14 protein-coding genes are annotated in these 15914 nt (G+C 68.1%); 2 read left to right on the top strand and 12 right to left on the bottom strand.

What is annotated here, in order from left to right:
- Nucleotides 1-6 precede the first annotated feature (6 nt).
- A complete protein-coding gene (locus BAU06_RS08065) occupies nucleotides 7-915 on the bottom strand; it encodes a DMT family transporter (protein WP_231934017.1) in 909 nt (302 codons plus the stop codon).
- Nucleotides 916-1077: 162 nt separating this feature from the next.
- Nucleotides 1078-3057 carry an acetate--CoA ligase gene (acs, locus tag BAU06_RS08060; RefSeq protein ID WP_066346795.1) on the bottom strand — a complete coding sequence of 660 codons (1980 nt, stop codon included), beginning with the start codon at nucleotides 3055-3057 and terminating at the stop codon, nucleotides 1078-1080.
- A gap of 263 nt (nucleotides 3058-3320) precedes the next feature.
- Here acs and BAU06_RS08055 point away from each other — a divergent pair, with 263 nt between their 5' ends.
- On the top strand, nucleotides 3321-4454 hold the full coding sequence (locus BAU06_RS08055; RefSeq protein ID WP_066346793.1) for a hypothetical protein: 1134 nt from the start codon (nucleotides 3321-3323) through the stop codon (nucleotides 4452-4454).
- Here BAU06_RS08055 and BAU06_RS08050 read toward each other — a convergent pair.
- The 7 genes from BAU06_RS08050 to BAU06_RS08020 form a co-directional block, all read right to left on the bottom strand.
- Nucleotides 4451-5068 (bottom strand): TPM domain-containing protein, encoded by a 618-nt coding sequence (locus BAU06_RS08050; protein WP_066346791.1) that lies wholly within the window; start codon nucleotides 5066-5068, stop codon nucleotides 4451-4453. The genes BAU06_RS08055 and BAU06_RS08050 overlap by 4 nt on opposite strands.
- 79 nt (nucleotides 5069-5147) lie before the next feature.
- Nucleotides 5148-6176, bottom strand: coding sequence for a TPM domain-containing protein (locus BAU06_RS08045; RefSeq protein WP_066346789.1), 1029 nt, complete (start codon nucleotides 6174-6176; stop codon nucleotides 5148-5150).
- On the bottom strand, nucleotides 6176-6736 hold the full coding sequence (locus tag BAU06_RS08040; RefSeq protein WP_066346787.1) for a LemA family protein: 561 nt from the start codon (nucleotides 6734-6736) through the stop codon (nucleotides 6176-6178). The genes BAU06_RS08045 and BAU06_RS08040 overlap by 1 nt, the downstream gene beginning before the upstream one ends.
- Before the next feature lie 139 nt (nucleotides 6737-6875).
- A complete protein-coding gene (locus BAU06_RS08035) occupies nucleotides 6876-7886 on the bottom strand; it encodes a 4-hydroxyproline epimerase (RefSeq protein WP_066358426.1) in 1011 nt (336 codons plus the stop codon).
- A 75-nt stretch (nucleotides 7887-7961) separates the two neighbouring features.
- Nucleotides 7962-9356, bottom strand: coding sequence for an MFS transporter (locus BAU06_RS08030; RefSeq protein WP_066346783.1), 1395 nt, complete (start codon nucleotides 9354-9356; stop codon nucleotides 7962-7964).
- Nucleotides 9353-9760: a heme-binding protein gene (locus tag BAU06_RS08025; RefSeq protein WP_066346778.1), complete on the bottom strand. Its 408-nt coding sequence runs from the start codon at nucleotides 9758-9760 to the stop codon at nucleotides 9353-9355. The genes BAU06_RS08030 and BAU06_RS08025 overlap by 4 nt, the downstream gene beginning before the upstream one ends.
- Nucleotides 9757-11631, bottom strand: a complete 1875-nt coding sequence (locus BAU06_RS08020) for a propionate--CoA ligase (RefSeq protein WP_066346775.1) — start codon at nucleotides 11629-11631, stop codon at nucleotides 9757-9759. The genes BAU06_RS08025 and BAU06_RS08020 overlap by 4 nt, the downstream gene beginning before the upstream one ends.
- A 313-nt stretch (nucleotides 11632-11944) precedes the next feature.
- Between BAU06_RS08020 and BAU06_RS08015 the strand changes: the two genes are divergently transcribed.
- A complete protein-coding gene (locus tag BAU06_RS08015) occupies nucleotides 11945-12631 on the top strand; it encodes a C40 family peptidase (RefSeq protein WP_066346773.1) in 687 nt (228 codons plus the stop codon).
- Between the two features lie 101 nt (nucleotides 12632-12732).
- Here BAU06_RS08015 and BAU06_RS08010 read toward each other — a convergent pair whose 3' ends face one another.
- The 3 genes from BAU06_RS08010 to BAU06_RS08000 form a co-directional block, all read right to left on the bottom strand.
- Nucleotides 12733-14007 (bottom strand): tetratricopeptide repeat protein, encoded by a 1275-nt coding sequence (locus BAU06_RS08010; protein ID WP_066346770.1) that lies wholly within the window; start codon nucleotides 14005-14007, stop codon nucleotides 12733-12735.
- A gap of 200 nt (nucleotides 14008-14207) precedes the next feature.
- The gene (locus BAU06_RS08005) at nucleotides 14208-14522 is read right to left on the bottom strand and encodes a DUF2325 domain-containing protein (RefSeq protein WP_066346767.1); all 315 of its coding nucleotides are present in this window, start codon (nucleotides 14520-14522) and stop codon (nucleotides 14208-14210) included.
- A gap of 343 nt (nucleotides 14523-14865) precedes the next feature.
- Nucleotides 14866-15810: a CysB family HTH-type transcriptional regulator gene (locus tag BAU06_RS08000; protein WP_066358414.1), complete on the bottom strand. Its 945-nt coding sequence runs from the start codon at nucleotides 15808-15810 to the stop codon at nucleotides 14866-14868.
- Nucleotides 15811-15914 lie beyond the last annotated feature (104 nt).

The raw sequence follows: 15914 nt of genomic DNA, 5'->3' as shown, positions 1-15914 counted from the left end.
CGGTTCTCACGAGGCCGTGAGGGGGCGCGGCGACGGCCGGCCGGCCGCGCGCGCGACCACCACCAGGCCGCACAAAATCAGCACCATGCCCAGGCCTTCGAGGGGCGCCGGGCGTTCGTCGAAAATCAGCCAGGCCAGCAGCGCCGCGATCACCGGCGTGCCCAGGCTGGACATGCCCGCCACCGAGGCCGGCACGCGGCGCACGACAATCAACCACAGCAGCCAGCCCGCGGCGGAAGCAATCAGGATGATGTATGCCATCCCCAGCAACAGCGGCAGGTTCCAGACGATGGCGATCTGCGGCACGGCCAGCGCGACGGGGGCCATTGCCACGCCGCCGATGAACATCTGCCAGCCGGTGAAGACAATGATGTCGGGCTGGTGACGGTTGAAGCCGCGCTTGGCCAGCACGGTGCCCAGGCCCCAGAACATGCCCGCCACCAGGCCCAGCAGGACGCTGATCGTATCGCCTATGGGTTTCCAGGGCGCGATGACGCAGAGCAGGCCGACGGCCGCCAGCCCCATGCCCAGCCAGTGGCGCGGGCCGGGACGCTCGCGCAGCAGGATCCAGCCGAACAGCACCACCCAGAAGGGCATGGTGTAGGCCATCAGGGAGATCTTGCCCACGCCGCCGTGCACCAGGGCCATCTGCACCATGCCCTGGAAGGCCGCCGTCTGCGTCAGGCCGACCAGCACGGTCGCCCACCACGACGGCATGGACAGCGGCCGCCGCATGGCAAGGGCCAGGACCAGCAGCACGGCCCCGCCGCAGACATAGCGCAGCACGACGAAATCGAAGGGGCCGATGTACGGCACCACCATTTTCATCGCGATCCAGCTGCCCGCCCAGGCCAGGACGGTCAGGACCATCAATACCCATGCGACGCCGTCGACGGCGCCCTGCCGCGCTTTCATTTGTCCTCGCTTGCGCCGGCGCCCGCGGGCGCCGACGAAAGCGGGCATTCTACTGCGCTGGCGCGCGGGCGGCCGGGTACCGCCGCGGCGGCCCGGCCCGTCCAGGAAAGCCGCGGGCCGGCGCGGCGCCAGGCGCCATACGCCTTCCCTTGGCCGGGAGCGCTATACGGACTTGGCCAGTTGCTCCAGGATCTGCGGGTTCTCCAGCGTGGAGACGTCCTGGGTGATTTCCTCGCCCTTGGCCACCACGCGCAACAGGCGGCGCATGATCTTCCCCGAGCGCGTCTTGGGCAGGTTGTCGCCGAAGCGGATGTCCTTGGGCTTGGCGATGGGGCCGATTTCCTTGCCTACCCAGTCGCGCAGCTGCCGGGCGATGTCCGCGGCCTCCGCGCCTTCCGGACGGGCACGCTTGAGCACCACGAAGGCCACCACGGCCTCGCCGGTGGTGTCGTCGGGGCGTCCCACCACCGCGGCTTCCGCCACCATCGGATGCGCCACCAGGGCGGATTCGACCTCCATGGTGCCCAGGCGGTGGCCCGACACGTTGAGCACGTCGTCGATGCGGCCCATGATCCAGAAATAGCCGTCCGCATCGCGCTGCGCGCCGTCCCCGGCCAGGTAATAGCCGCGCAGCTCGGGCGGGAAGTAGCTCTTCTTGAAGCGCTCCGGGTCGCCCCAGATATTGCGGATCATGGCCGGCCAGGGCTTCTTGATGACCAGGAAGCCGCCGTTGCCCGGATCGACATCCGCGCCGGTTTCGTCGACGATGGCCGCCGCCACGCCCGGCAGCGGCAAGGTGCACGAACCGGGCTTGGTCGGCGTGGCACCCGGCAGCGGCGTGATCATGTGGCCGCCGGTCTCGGTCTGCCACCAGGTGTCGACGATGGGGCAGCGCTCGCCCCCGACGTTCTTGTGGTACCACATCCAGGCTTCGGGATTGATGGGCTCGCCCACCGTGCCCAGGATGCGCAGGCTGCCCAGGTCGTAGCGGGTCGGGTGGGTATCGGGATTCGCGTCGGCCGCCTTGATGAGCGAACGGATGGCCGTCGGCGCCGTGTAGAAGGTGGTTACCTTGTGGCGCGCGATCATGTCCCAGAAACGGCCGGCGTTGGGATAGGTCGGCACGCCTTCGAACACCACCTGCGTCAGGCCGGCGGCCAGCGGACCGTAGGCGATGTAGGAATGGCCGGTGATCCAGCCCACGTCCGCCGTGCACCAGTAGACATCGTCGGGCCGGGCATCGAAGGTCCACTTGACCGTCAGCAGGGCCCACAGCAAGTAGCCGGCCGAAGAATGCTGCACGCCCTTGGGCTTGCCGGTGGAGCCGGAGGTATACAGGATGAAAAGCGGGTGCTCGGCTTCCACCGGCACGGGGTCGCAGCGATCCGGCTGGTCGGCGGCAACCTCGTGCATCCACAGATCGCGCCCCGCCTGCCAGGCGACTTGCCCGCCGGTGCGGCGGTAGACGATGACCTGGCGCACGGCATCGCAGCCGCCCATGCCGAAGGCTTCCTCCACCGCCGGTTTCAGCGGGATCACCTTGCCCCCGCGCACCTGCTCGTCCGCCGTGATGACCAGCGTGGCGCCGACGTCGACGATGCGCTCCTGCAGGCTCTTGGCGGAAAACCCGCCGAAGACCACGGAGTGGGTCACGCCCAGGCGTACGCAGGCATGCATCGCCACCACGGCCTCCACCGACATGGGCATATAGATAATGGCCCGGTCGCCCTTCTTGTAGCCCAGCGACTTCAAGCCATTGGCGAAGCGGCACACCCGTGCCAGCAGGTCGGCGTAGGTGACCTTGTCCACCTTGCCGTCATCGCTTTCGAAGATGATCGCCACCTTGCCGGCGTTGCCGTTTTCCACCTGCTTGTCCAGGCAATTGGCCGACACGTTCAATTCGCCATCGGCGAACCAGCGGTAGAACGGCGGGTTGCTGTCGTCCAGCACCTGGGTGAAAGGCTTCGTCCAGGCCAGGTTTTCGCGCGCCATGCGCGCCCAGAAATTCGTACTGTCCTGGTCGGCCTCCCGGTACAGCTTTTCATAGGCCTCCATGCCGGGGATGGCGGCCCCCTGCGACGCGCGCTGGGGCGGCTGGAATACGCGGTTTTCGACCAGCACGGATTGGATGGCGTTGGACATGACAGTCTCCTGAGACGGTGCGTTCGATGCTGTTGTTGTGTGCTGCCTTGCTGGCATGCCTGGGCGGGACGGAAAACGGCCGCGCGGCACGCGCGTTGTGGGGCATCACGGCGACGCCGCGGCGTCCTCGCGGACGGCGCCGCCGACAAGAAAGAAGGATAGCAGCAGCGCCTGGCATCCGTCCGGTTTTGGCCTGGGAAAAACCCTAGCCAAGGAACGGCGCGGGGCAGCGTTCCTACCCAGCCGCGTCCAATGGAGACCGCATGTTCCTGAATACCTGTTCCCCCCCGGCCCCCGCTACCGCCCCCCTTCCGCAGGATGTCGCCGCGCCGCCCGAACTGCCGCCACAGGTGGCCGGCTGGATCCTGAGCTATCCCACCTGTCCCGCCACGCCCTCGCCGGCCCGCGGCACGGTGGCATCGGCCGATGGCGGCGCGGTGCTCAACCTGCATATCGTGGCGGATGTCCCGAACGGCCACGAGCCGCTGCGGGACGCCTTGGCAGTCATCGACGCAACCGTCACGGGCCGCGGCCTGCTGGCCGACCTGGCCTGCAAGCTGGCCAGCCAGTCCATCGAGGTGGTCCGCGCCGACACGCCACGCCAGGCCGGCCTGACGGCGGACCCGCAAGGCCGGCTGCGCCTGTCGCTGGCCGCCGGCACGCTGCCGGCCCACGGCGAACGGATGCGCGCCCACGGCGGCTGCCCGCCGTTTTCCGCGCAGGAGCGCGACGCCTGCGGCCTGTTCGAATTCCTGCTGGACGCGATGAACTATTTCACGATGGGCACGTTCGGGCCGGGCAAGCGTATCGATATCCATCCGGAGACAGGCAAATTCCGCCAGGCCTTGCTGGACGCCACGCGCCACGCGCCGGCCGCCTTCGCCGCCGCGGCGTCGCCGGACCAGGCCGGTCCGGGCGTGGGCCTGCATTTCAATGTCGACAGCGGCATGGCGCGATACCGCGAAGGTTTCCGGCGGATGCTGACCACCCTGCGGGCCGTCGAACCGGGCAAGCAACTGTGCCGCGACATCGCGCTGGCCATCCCGGCGCAAGCCATGGAGGTCTATCACGTGGATCATCCCGGCGATGCCGGCATATTGCTGGGCCACAACAATGTGGTCTTCTGGTATTACAACATCGACGCCATCGCGGCGCACGCCGCACTGCTGCACATCACCGACGACGACCTGTCGCACGAGGAACGCGACGCCTGCGCCGCGTTCGACCTGCTGCGGAAAAGCTGGGAATCGCTGGCGCGAGAGCCGGGGCATCTGCAACCGGGCGACCGCCTGGACCTGGACCTGGCGCGGCGCGCGTTCCGGGGGGATCTGATGAATATCGTCATGGGACGCCCGGCCGCGGGGGCCGCTGCCACGGCGACCGCGCTGCGCGTCTAGGGCAGCACCACCAGCCGGTTCGGCAATTCGTCGCGCTGCGATGTGCTGGGCACGTGTTCGGCCAGCAGCGCGCCGCAACGCTCGATGCAGGCCAGGAATCCCTGCAGCGTCCGCCCCTGGCCGACCTGCTCGGTAAAGGCCGCGATGACGGGCTCCCAGGTGGCGTCAGGCAGGCGGGCGCTGATGCCGCGGTCCACCAGGATCTCTACATAGCGCTCCGCTTCCGAGACGAAAATGAGCACCCCGGTTTCGCCGCGCGTGTGATGCAGGTTCTGCTCCAGGAACTGGCGGCGCGCCAGATTGCCCGCGCGCCAGCGCCGCACATGCCGCGGGATCAGGCGCGTCGTGATGGCCGGCACGCGGAACGCCAGCGCCAGCACGATGAAGACCAGCCATTGCGTCAGCAGCAACTGATGCGGCCCGAACATGACGACGCCGTAATTCAGCAGGCCAGGGACCAGCAATGCGATCAGGCTGGCCCACAGCAAGGGAATATAGGCGTAGTCGTCGGCGCGCGCCGCCAGCACGGTGACGATCTCCGCGTCGGTCTCGCGCTCCACGCGCGCGATGGACTGCGCCACCTGCTGCAATTCGGTTTCGTTCAGCAGTGTCATAGCTCGCTTTCCTATCCTTGCCAAATCCGGCGGGCCGGTGGGCGCGTGGCCCTTGCCCCGCCCGTGGCGGCGCGGTGCGCTACCAATTGCCGGAGGCCCCGCCGCCGCCGAAGCTGCCGCCGCCCCCGCTGAAACCGCCGCCACCGAAACCGCCGCCCCCGCCGAAGCCGCCGGAGCCGCCATACCGGCCCCGGCTGCCCGCCAGGCCGCCCAGGATGGCGCCGGGCAGCACGCTGCCGCGGCGCCGTCCGCCCATGCCGCCGCCCATGCGCGAGATCACGACGATGACGATGAACAGCAGGATGATGAAAACCGGGACCGACGTGGGGCCGTCGCGCTCGGCCGCCACCTGGCGCTGGATGGGCGCGGCGTCCGGATCGCCGCTGAGCACTTTCAGCATGGCGCCGGTGCCGTCCGCGATGCCCTTATTGAAGTCGCCCTGCCGGAAAGCGGGGATGATGATCTGGTTGATGATGGCCGACGACATCGCGTCCGTCAGCGTGCCTTCCAGGCCGTAGCCGACCTCGATGCGGACCTTGCGGTCGTCGCGCGCGACGATCAGCAGCGCGCCGTTGTCCTTGCCCTTCTCGCCTATGCCCCAGCGGCGGCCCAGCTGGTAGCCGAAGTCCTCGATGGAGGCGCCCCGCAGGCTGGGCACCGTCACGACCACGACCTGCTGGCCCGTGGCGTTCTCATGCGCCGCCAGCATCTCGGCCAGCCGCGACGACGTGGCGGGATCCAGCAGGCCGGCATTGTCGACGACACGGCCGATCAGGGCCGGCGCGGGCGCGCCGCCGGTTTCCTCCGGCGCCGCCGCGGGCGGCGACGCCGGGGATCCGCCAGGAGCCGGGGGCGCCGTGCGCGGCGGCGCTTGCGGGGTGTTACCGGGGGCGTCCGGCACCGGGGCCGGATTCCGAGCGCCATCGGCCGGCGGTGCCGGCGACGCCGCGGTCGGGCGCGCCGGATCCGGCGCGCCGGCGGAGAACGGGCCCGAAATGCCCGACCCGGAGGACTTTCCGCCATCCTGCGGCGCGGGCTGGGCCGCGGCCGCCAGCGCGCACGCCGAGAGCAGCATGCACAGGATCCACCGCACCGCCGTCCGGTTCATCAGAACTTGACCTTGGGCGCCTGGTCGGCCTGGGGCGCGGAGGCCTTGAAGGTTTCGCGCACCGGCAGATCGCGATACAGCACCATGTGCCACAGGCGTCCCGGGAACGTACGGATTTCGGTGTTGTAGCGTTCCACGGCGGCGATGTAGTCGCGCCGCGCCACGGCGATGCGGTTCTCCGTGCCTTCCAGCTGCGATTGCAGCGCCAGGAAATTCTGGTTGGACTTCAGGTCGGGATAGCGTTCCGACACCACCAGCAGGCGGCTGAGCGCGCCGCCCAGTTGCTGCTGCGCCTGGTCGTACTGCTGCAGCTTCTGCGGATCGTCGATGGTGCTGGCGTCGACCTTGATGGACGTGGCCTTGGCGCGGGCTTCCACCACGGCGGTCAGGGTGTCCTGCTCCTGCTTGGCATAGCCCTTGACCGTTTCCACCAGATTGGGAATCAGGTCGGCCCGGCGCTGGTACTGGTTTTCCACCTGCGCCCACGCCGCCTTGACCTGTTCGTCCAGCGTCGGGATGGTATTCACGCCGCAACCCGCCAGCAGCGACGCCAGCAGCATCGCAAGCAAGACGCGCCAGGATGTCGTGAACGCTTGCCATATCGATGCCCGGGGCGCCCGCGGCGCCGATGCCGTTCGCGAAGTAAACACCTGTGTGGATTCCATTGACACCTCTTCGATCAAATTCCCGCCATGCACGCTATACATTGTCCTTCAATTGGAAGCCGTGCTTGAGCGGATCGCGGTCGTCGATGAATATCGTGTTGTAACCAGTCATGCGCGCCCAGCCTTCGATCGAAGGCACGATGGCGTCCAGTTCGCCCACCTTGGCGCGCGCTTCCACGCGACCGCGGAACAGCGTGCCGATGATACTTTCGTGCACGAAGTCGCTGCCGACGTCCAGCTTGCCCTGCGCCGCCCATTGCGCCATGCGGGCGGAGGTCCCCGTGCCGCAGGGCGAGCGGTCGATGGCCTTGTCGCCGTAGAACACCGCGTTGCGGGCATGGGCCTCCGGATGCCGCGGCGCGCCCGTCCACAGCACATGGGACAGGCCGTTAATGGCGGGGTTCTCCGGATGAACGAATTGATACTTGCGGCCGAAAGCCTGGCGCAGGCGCGGGCTCCAGCGCAGCAGGTCCGAGGGCTGCACGCGTTCCAGGCCCGCGAAGGCCTGTTGCGGCGAAACGATGGCGTAGAAGTTGCCGCCATAGGCCACGTCCGCCTTCACCAGGCCCAGGCCCTCGACCTCGGCTTCCAGCCCGGTGGCATACAGGAAGGACGGCACATTGGTAATGCGCACGCTGTTCACATAAGGGCCGTCCATCTCGTAGCGCGCCTCGACCAGGCCGGCCGGCGTGTCGATGCGCAGCACGCCCGGTTCGCGCGGCGTCACCAGGCCGCGCTCCAGCGCCATGGTCACCGTGCCGATCGTGCCGTGCCCGCACATGGGCAGGCAGCCCGATGTCTCGATGAACAAAAAGGCGATATCGCAGTCCGGCCGCGTCGGCGGATACAGGATCGCCCCGGACATCATGTCGTGGCCGCGCGGCTCGAACATCAGGCCGGTACGGATCCAGTCGTACTCGCGCAGGAAATGCGCGCGCTTCTCGACCATATTGGCGCCCTGCAGCGCCGGGGCGCCGCCGGCGACCATGCGCACGGGATTGCCGCAGGTGTGTCCGTCCACGCAGAAAAAGGTATGGGATGTCATGGCTTGGGATGAGGCGTTGAGCACGATAGGCCCCATGGGCGCCGGCGCGTCGGGGCGGGGACGATCATAGTAGCGTCAAACCGCGCCGCCGGTCGCCGCCGCGCCGACCGCGGCCTGGGCGTCGCCGGCCGCCGCGCGTTCGGCCAGCCCGCGCGCCAGGTCCACCCTGCGCAACAGCGCCAGGCCACCGACGAAGAACAGGCCGGTCACCAGGATCGCCAGCCGATGATTGCCGTGCGTGAGCCAGGTCACCAGGCCGTAGGTCAAGGGGCCGATCACCGCCGCCAGCTGCACCGAGAACGTCCAGAGCGCGAAGAACTCCGCCAGGCGCTTTTCCGGCGCCAGCGCGCCCACCATGGCGCGCCCGGCGCTCTGGCTGGTGCCCATGCACAGGCCCGCGAGCGCCGCGGCGATCCAGAACACGCTGACGGTCACGGCCGCATAGGCGATGAGCACCATGGCGATCCAGCCGCACAGCGTGATGGCCAGCGCCCGCTTGTGGCCGATGCGGTCCTGCAGATAGCCGAACAGGAAGGCGCCGGCCGCCGCCGCGATGTTGACCAGGAAGACCAGCATCATGATCTGCGCCATCTTGAAACCCATGGCCTGTTCGGCATAGACGGCGGCCAGGGTGATCACGACCGCGATGCCGGCCTGGTAGCAGGACACGCACATCAGCAAGCGGCGGAACTGCACATGGTGGCGGCCCGTGTCCCGCCATGCGCGCAGCAGCTGGCCCAGCATGTCCGGCTTGGCCGGGACGCCGCCGCGCGGCCGGGCGCGTTCGCGCAGCCACACGAACGACGGCAGCGCCGACAGCGCGAACACGGCGCAGGTGACCGCCACCACCCAGGGCACGAATTGCGGCGCGCTCTCGCCGCGCGCCTGGGCCATCGACACGATCGCCAGGGACAGGCCCAGGCTGAGCATGCCCCCGCAATAGCCGAAGCTCCAGCCCCAGCCGGACACCCGGCCCAGCGCGTGCGGCCGCGCCAGTTCCGGCAGGAACGAGGCGACGGCCGATTCGCCGACGCAATAGAAATAGTTGGAGATGGCGATGCCTATCAATGCCGGCCACACGTCGCCGGGCCCGGCCTGCGTCAGGCTCAAGGTCGCGACGATGCAGCCCACGGTGCTGGCGAACAGCAGCTTGCGCTTGGCGCCGCGCGCGTCGGCGCGCGCGCCCAGCGTGGGCATGGTCAGCATGATGGCCAGGTAGGAGACCGACAGCGCGCCCGTCCAGGCCAGCGTCGCCCAGTGGGCGCCGCCGCCCACCACGCCGACGAAATACGCGCTGAAGACCGTGGTCAGGATCACGGTCGTGTAGCCGGAGTTGGCGAAGTCGTACATCGCCCAGGACCAGACCTCGCGCCGCGTCACGCCGGGGTTCAGGCTGCCTTCGCCCGGCACGGCGCCGCCGCCATCGGCGGGCGACGCCGGCGCGGCATGCTCCGGCAAGGACGACGTCATGGCTGCAGCGCCGCGATGCCGGCCTTGGCCGTTTCCGCGTCTTCCGACGCCTTGACGCCGGACACGCCCACGGCGCCCACGACCTGCCCCTGGACGACGATGGGCACGCCGCCTTCCAGCATGCCGGTGAGCACCGGCGCGGACAGGAAGGCATAGCGGCCGGTGTTGATGCTTTCCTCGTAGACGCGGGATTCACGACGCCCCAGCGCGGCGGTCTGCGCCTTGGCCGGCGCGATATGCGCGCTGACCGGCGCGGCGCCGTCCAGGCGCAGCATGCCCAGCAAATGGCCGCCATCGTCGGCCACGGCGATGGTGACGGGCCACTGGTTCTTCAGGGCGTGGGCCTCGGCCGCGGCGAGGATTTTCTTAACATCGTCCGCCGTCAGGGCGGGTTTGCTGTTCATGTCAGGGATTCCTTGATCTGTTCCAGGGCATGGGGATCTTCGATGGTCGGAAGATCGCCGGGATCGCGCCCTTCGCACACCGCGACGATGGCCCGCCGCAGCACTTTGCCCGAACGCGTCTTGGGCAGTGCGCCGACGAAACGGATACGCGCGGGCCGCGCGACCGCGCCCAGCTGCTCTTCGACCACGCGCATCATATCGCCTTCCAGCGCGGCGACGTCCCCTTCCGCCGCGTCCTTCAGTACGACGAAAGCCTGTGCCGCCTGGCCCTTGATGGCGTCGGCCACGCCAACCACGGCGCATTCGGCGACCCGGGGATGGCTGCTAAGGGATTCCTCGATTTCGCGCGTGCCCAGGCGATGGCCGGCGACATTGATGACGTCGTCCGTGCGACCCAATATGTACCAATAGCCATCGGCGTCCACCGTGCCCCAATCGAAGGTGGAATACACCTGGCGGCCCGGGATGGATTCGAAATACGTATGGACGAAGCGCTCGTCATCGCCCCAGATCGTCGTCATCGCGCCTGGCGGCAGGGGCGGGACGATGGCGACCACACCCTTGTGCCCGGGTTCCAGGTCCTCTCCGGTGGACTCGTTGACCACGCGGACGTCGAAGCCATAGCAAGGAAACGAAGGACTGCCGAACCGGGTGGGCACGCGTTCCACGCCAGGCTGCGCGGACAGGATGGGCCAGCCGCTTTCGGTCTGCCAATAGTTGTCGATGATGGGTTTGCCCAGGCCCTCGGCGATCCACGTCGCGGTGGGCTCGTCCAGCGGTTCGCCGGCCAGATAGACCGCGCGCAGCGACGACACGTCATGCCGGCGCAACAGGCCCGGATCCAGGCGCTTGAGCACGCGTACCGCCGTGGGCGCCGTGAACAGCGTGTTTACCTTGAAGCGCTCCACCAGCTGCCACAGGATGCCGCCGTCGGGACGCACGGGGGTGCCCTCGTACAGCAGCGTGGCCTGGCCGCCGATCAGCGGGCCATAGACGATATAGGAGTGGCCCACCACCCAGCCGATGTCGCTGGTGCAGAAGAAGGTTTCGCCCGGCTTGCCGTCGAAGATGTACTCCATGGAGGCCGCCAGCGCCACGGCATAGCCGCCGGTGTCGCGCTGCACGCCCTTGGGTTTGCCGGTGGTGCCCGACGTATACAGGATATAGCTGGGCGCGGTCGACTCCATCCAGGCCACGGGCACGCGGGCGCCCTCATGGCGGGCGCGCAGGGTGGCGTAATCGTGGTCGCGCGCCGTCCGTTCCATCGGCGCCAGGCCGCGATCCAGCAGGATGACCGCGTCCGGCTGTGCCCGGCTCATGGCCAGTGCCTTGTCCAGCAGGGGCTTGTAGGCCATGACGCGGCCCGCGCGCGACCCCGCATCGGCCGAGACGATGACCTTGGGCCGCGCATCGTCGATGCGTTGCGCCAGGTTGTGCGAGGCGAAGCCGCCGAAGACCACCGAATGGATGGCCCCCAGGCGGGCGCAGGCCAGGATGGCGAACACGGCCTCCGGCACCATGGGCATATAGATCAGCACCCGGTCGCCCGGCCCCACCCCCTGCTCGCGCAACATCGCCGCCGCCGCGTTGACCTCCTCGAACAGCTGCGCCCGCGTATAGATTTTTTCCTGGTCCACTTCGGTGGATACCCAGATCAGCGCTTGTCTATCCGCCTGTTGGGGGAGCCAGCGGTCCACGGCGTTGAAACACAGATTCGTCCGACCATCGGGGAACCAGCGGGCAAACGGCGGGCGGCTGAAGTCCAGAATCGTCTCCGGCGCAACGTCCCAATGGATCCGCCCGGCCTCCCTGTGCCAAAATGTTTCTGGATGATGAATGGACGAGTAGTGGAAAACCCGGGTTTTTTGCATGGCTGTCTCCTGTTATCTTCGCTCTGTTGCAGATTCTGACGATCTTTACGACTTGTCCGAGTCTGCCGGGTGTAGGCAGCGGCGCGCTCAGCTTCGCGATTCCCCGATCAGGCAGGTCTGCTCTTTGCGGCATCAATCTCGCCGGTTCTATCCATCCTAGGCAGTGCGCCCTCCCCGGCGCAGGATGAAAGTTGGCGTATACGCGGCGCAAGCCGGACCTGTACGCAATTTTGATAGAATCCCTCGGAATTTTCTTACACGGCGGTCGTCCGTCGTCTTCCAGGCGTGTTTCGCGCGCGCCTTCAAGCGAACAATGCAACGATACGACTACCGCACGCTATCCTTTTATCGTTTTCTAGCTCATCAGGGGCGGGCCCTGCGCCTTGGCGTCGTCATGGCGGGCCTTGCGATCCTTGCCGGATGCGCCAACACAGGCCCCGGCCGCGACACCGCCTACACCGGCTTCGACCAGGACGCCTATGACGCCGCCTGGACCACCGCCGACAGCGACGATCCCATAGGCATGCTGCTGGCGCAGAAGATGCGCCGCGGCGGCCGCACCGCCAGCAATTACCCCGGCAGCGGCGCCACCACCGAAAACACGGTGCTGGCGGGCGAAGCCCTGAACTATCTTGGCATCCGCTACCGCAGCGGCGGCGAGTCGCCCAGCACCGGCTTCGACTGCAGCGGGCTGGTCGGCTATGTGGCCGAACAATCGCTGGGCCTGAAGCTGCCGCGCACCGCCGCGGAAATGTTCCAGGTCGGCACGCCGGTGGCGCGCAACGATCTGCAGGTGGGCGACCTGGTGTTCTTCAATACCATGGGCCGCCGCTACTCGCACGTGGGCATCTACCTGGGCGAGGACCGCTTCGTCCACTCGCCCAGCCGGGGCGGCGTCGTGCGCATCGAGCGCATGGACATGGCCTACTGGAACAAACGCTACAACGGCGCCCGGCGCATCGACACGACGCTGCTGGCGTCGGCGCGCGCGCAGAACTGAACGGCGCCCCGCCCGGGGCGCCATCTCGCATTTCCCGCCCGTCTTTGCCGATTAGCCGCCGTTTGCCGCGCCGGCAGTGCAACGCGCTTTCCTTCCACGGTTCAGCGGCGCGCCGCCAGGTCGCGCGCCACGGCGGCGACAGGGGCATCCCATTGCCGCGGCGCGGGCTGCCGGTATAGCGCGACGCCGGGGTACCAGGGGGTGTCGCGGCGGCCCAGCAGCCAGCGCCAGTCCGGCGCATAGGGCAGCAACAGCGCCACGGGGCATCCCATCGCGCCCGCCAGGTGCGCCACGGCCGTGTCCACGGTCACCACGCATTCCAGATTGGCAATGATGGCCATCGTATCGGCGAAATCCGCCACGGCAGCCCCGGCATTGACCAGGGGCGCGGCGCCCGGATAGGCGTCGATTTCCTGGATCGCCGCGCCCGTCTGCAATGAGACCAGGGCCACGCCGGGAACCTGCGCCACCGGCGCCAGTTGCGCCAGCCGCAGCGACCGGTTCGCATCGTTGGCATGCGTGGGCCTTCCCGCCCAGACCAGCCCGACGCGCCGATGCCCTTGCGGCATGGCCTGGTCCAGGCGCTGGCGCCAGGCCGCGACCCGGCCGGGCTCGGCCGCCAGATAAGAGTCGGCGGCGGGGATGGAATCCAGGGTCGCGCCCAGCCGCCCCGGCAGGCCGGACAAGGCGCACCAGGCGTCGAACTGGCCGACATCTTCCCACTGCGTGACGCAGGGCGCCCCACCCGCCATTTGAGCCACGATGGGCAGCATCTCGGGACTGCACGCGACGACGACACCGGCGCAGCGCGACACCGCCGCCGGAATGTAGCGGCAGAACTGGATGACATCGCCATAGCCCTGGTCCGCCACCAGCAGCAGCGTGCCGCCGGGCATCGGCGCACCGTCCCATTGCGGCCGTTCGCCATGCCAGGGCGCCGGCGGCGCCACGCCCGGTATCGCGAAACGCCACTCGTATTCCGTCCAGCCTTGCGCCATCCGGCCCGCCAGCAACAGGGTCTTGGCCAGCTCGAAGTGCGCCACCGCCCGGTCCGGGTCCAGGGCCAGCGCGCGGCGCTGGCAGGCGATCGCGGCGTCCAGCTCCAGGCGGTCATGGCGCGCCATGCCCAGGTGGCAATGGGCATCCGGAAACCCCGGGTCCAGCGCCGTTGCGCGCTGGCCGTGGAAAACGGCCTCGTCCAGCGCGCCGGCCAGGCGCAGCAGGTGGCAGAGATTGCTGTGATACAGGGCGACGTCCGGCGCCTGCTCGCACGCGCAGCGCTCCGCCTGCACCGCCGCGACCAGATCGCGGCGGCCCCAGGCCTGTACGGCGGCATCGTGCCATGCATGATGGTCGAAGGAGGCCGCCTTTGTCATGCGGCGCTCATCGCGCGATGGCGGAGCGCATACCGGCCCCGAGGCGCTTCATTATTCTTCCCCACGATGCGACCCCAGGAGTATCGGACCGGGAGATTATCGGCGGGCGCGAGCCGGACTGAAACCCGGAATACCGGCGTGTCTGCCCGGCATATTCCCACGCCGCCGGACGCACCGACACACCGCAACCGCGCCGGTGGCTACGCCGCGCGTCCGCACAGGCCACACTGCGCCAGGGCCTGCTGCATGCTGCAGACGGAACGGCGGCAGGCCACGACGCGTATGCCCGAACGCTGCGCCGACTGGCGGAAGGTCTTCATTACGTTATGACCGAGGAAATCGGTCAGCAGAATCACCAGTTGCGTGCCCGAGGGCAGCTGCAGCCCCCGCTTCTGGTGGGAGGGATCGCGCCCGCTGATGTGATGCGTGATCGCGATGTTGTGCCCTTTCAGCAGATCGGGGATGTTGCCCAGCCGGTCCGCGCCCACCACCACTGCGCTAAGTGCCGTCGACATGACAGACCTCGTTGCGTCGTTGATCGTGAGTGAATGATAATGATTCTTGTTTTTTAGGGCAAGTAAATGAGATGGATTCTCATTTAATTTAGCTATGAGCTCGGTCCGCCATATAGAGCGGCAAGCGTTGCACGGAGCTGGGCCGGACATGCGGGGCGCCCGAAACGAAGTGGGCGTGAGTCACCGTGTGCCGCGGTCATGGGTGTCGGAGCCCCGGCGGTCGGGCCCCGGGGGGTCGCCGCCCAGGGTGTCGCGCCCCAGGGTGCCGGGGCCATGTGCGGCCCGGTATGTCGCGGCCAATGTCTGCCGGCCGCGCCCGCGCGCCGGGTTCACCTGTTCCGGCCTACTCCTGCACGCCCTGCACGGCGTCCAGGACAACCTGGCGCGTCAGCGCGGGCGACAGCATCTCGATGAAGGTGTACACGTAGTCGCGCAGGAACACGCCCGCCTTGATGCCCACCCGGGTCGTGTGCGTGCCGAACAGATGCCCGACGGGCAGGCCCACCAGCCCGCTGTCGCGGCGCGGGTCGTAGGCCACGCCGGCGATGATGCCGATGCCCAGTCCCACGTCGACGTAGGTCTTGATGACATCGGCGTCGATGGCCTCCAGCACGATATCGGGATGGATACCTTGCGAGGCGAACACTTCGTCGATGGTGGTGCGCCCGGTGAAGGCGCGGTCGTAGGTCACCAGCGGATAAGCCGCCAGCTGCGCCAAGGTCAAGCGCTTGGCCTCGCTGGAAGTCAACTCCGCCAGCGGATGATCGGGACGGACCACGACCGTGTGTTCCCAGGTATAGCAAGGCATGGTGGCCAGCCCCGGCGTCAGCGCCAGCGATTCCGTGGCGATGGCCAGGTCGGCCTGTTCGTGCAGCACCATCTCGGCCAGCTGCCCCGGGCTGCCTTCCGCCAGCGACAGGTGCACTTTGGGAAACTGCCTGCGGAAAGCGGGGATCACCCGCGGCAACAGATAGCGCGCCTGGGTATGCGTGCAGGCGATGATCAGGCCGCCTTCGTCCCGGCGGGCGAATTCGTCGCTGACCTTCTTCAGGTTGTCGACTTCGCGCATGATGCGGTCGATGACCTGGGAAACGGCCAGGCCGGGCTTGGTCAGGCCCTTGATGCGCTTGCCGTGGCGCTCGAAGATCTTGATGCCCAGCTCGTCTTCGAATTCGATGATGGCCTTGGACACCCCCGGCTGCGAGGTGTACAGCATGCGCGCGGCTTCGGTCAGGTTGAAGTCCCGGCGGATGGTCTCGCGGACAAAACGGAACTGTTGCAGGTTCATGAAGCGGATCCCGTTGAAGGAATCCAATTATAAGTAATAAGGGAATAATCCTAAATTACTTTCAATTCTATGCTTCTGCCCTGCGCATCCGTAGGCGGTAGGCT

This window comes from Bordetella bronchialis, from assembly GCF_001676705.1.
In the GTDB taxonomy this organism is placed as follows: Bacteria; Pseudomonadota; Gammaproteobacteria; order Burkholderiales; family Burkholderiaceae_B; genus Bordetella_C; species Bordetella_C bronchialis.
The sequence above is the reverse complement of the archived record's forward strand: the minus strand, read 5'-3'. Positions and strand labels throughout refer to the sequence as shown.

What these genes read in the sequence shown, in the direction of transcription:
- BAU06_RS08065 (WP_231934017.1), bottom strand. Translation starts at nt 915, where the DNA reads ATGAAAGCGCGGCAGGGCGCCGTCGACGGCGTCGCATGGGTATTGATG.
- acs (WP_066346795.1), bottom strand. Translation starts at nt 3,057, where the DNA reads ATGTCCAACGCCATCCAATCCGTGCTGGTCGAAAACCGCGTATTCCAG.
- BAU06_RS08055 (WP_066346793.1), top strand. Translation starts at nt 3,321, where the DNA reads ATGTTCCTGAATACCTGTTCCCCCCCGGCCCCCGCTACCGCCCCCCTT.
- BAU06_RS08050 (WP_066346791.1), bottom strand. Translation starts at nt 5,068, where the DNA reads ATGACACTGCTGAACGAAACCGAATTGCAGCAGGTGGCGCAGTCCATC.
- BAU06_RS08045 (WP_066346789.1), bottom strand. Translation starts at nt 6,176, where the DNA reads ATGAACCGGACGGCGGTGCGGTGGATCCTGTGCATGCTGCTCTCGGCG.
- BAU06_RS08040 (WP_066346787.1), bottom strand. Translation starts at nt 6,736, where the DNA reads ATGCTGCTGGCGTCGCTGCTGGCGGGTTGCGGCGTGAATACCATCCCG.
- BAU06_RS08035 (WP_066358426.1), bottom strand. Translation starts at nt 7,886, where the DNA reads ATGACATCCCATACCTTTTTCTGCGTGGACGGACACACCTGCGGCAAT.
- BAU06_RS08030 (WP_066346783.1), bottom strand. Translation starts at nt 9,356, where the DNA reads ATGACGTCGTCCTTGCCGGAGCATGCCGCGCCGGCGTCGCCCGCCGAT.
- BAU06_RS08025 (WP_066346778.1), bottom strand. Translation starts at nt 9,760, where the DNA reads ATGAACAGCAAACCCGCCCTGACGGCGGACGATGTTAAGAAAATCCTC.
- BAU06_RS08020 (WP_066346775.1), bottom strand. Translation starts at nt 11,631, where the DNA reads ATGCAAAAAACCCGGGTTTTCCACTACTCGTCCATTCATCATCCAGAA.
- BAU06_RS08015 (WP_066346773.1), top strand. Translation starts at nt 11,945, where the DNA reads ATGCAACGATACGACTACCGCACGCTATCCTTTTATCGTTTTCTAGCT.
- BAU06_RS08010 (WP_066346770.1), bottom strand. Translation starts at nt 14,007, where the DNA reads ATGACAAAGGCGGCCTCCTTCGACCATCATGCATGGCACGATGCCGCC.
- BAU06_RS08005 (WP_066346767.1), bottom strand. Translation starts at nt 14,522, where the DNA reads ATGTCGACGGCACTTAGCGCAGTGGTGGTGGGCGCGGACCGGCTGGGC.
- BAU06_RS08000 (WP_066358414.1), bottom strand. Translation starts at nt 15,810, where the DNA reads ATGAACCTGCAACAGTTCCGTTTTGTCCGCGAGACCATCCGCCGGGAC.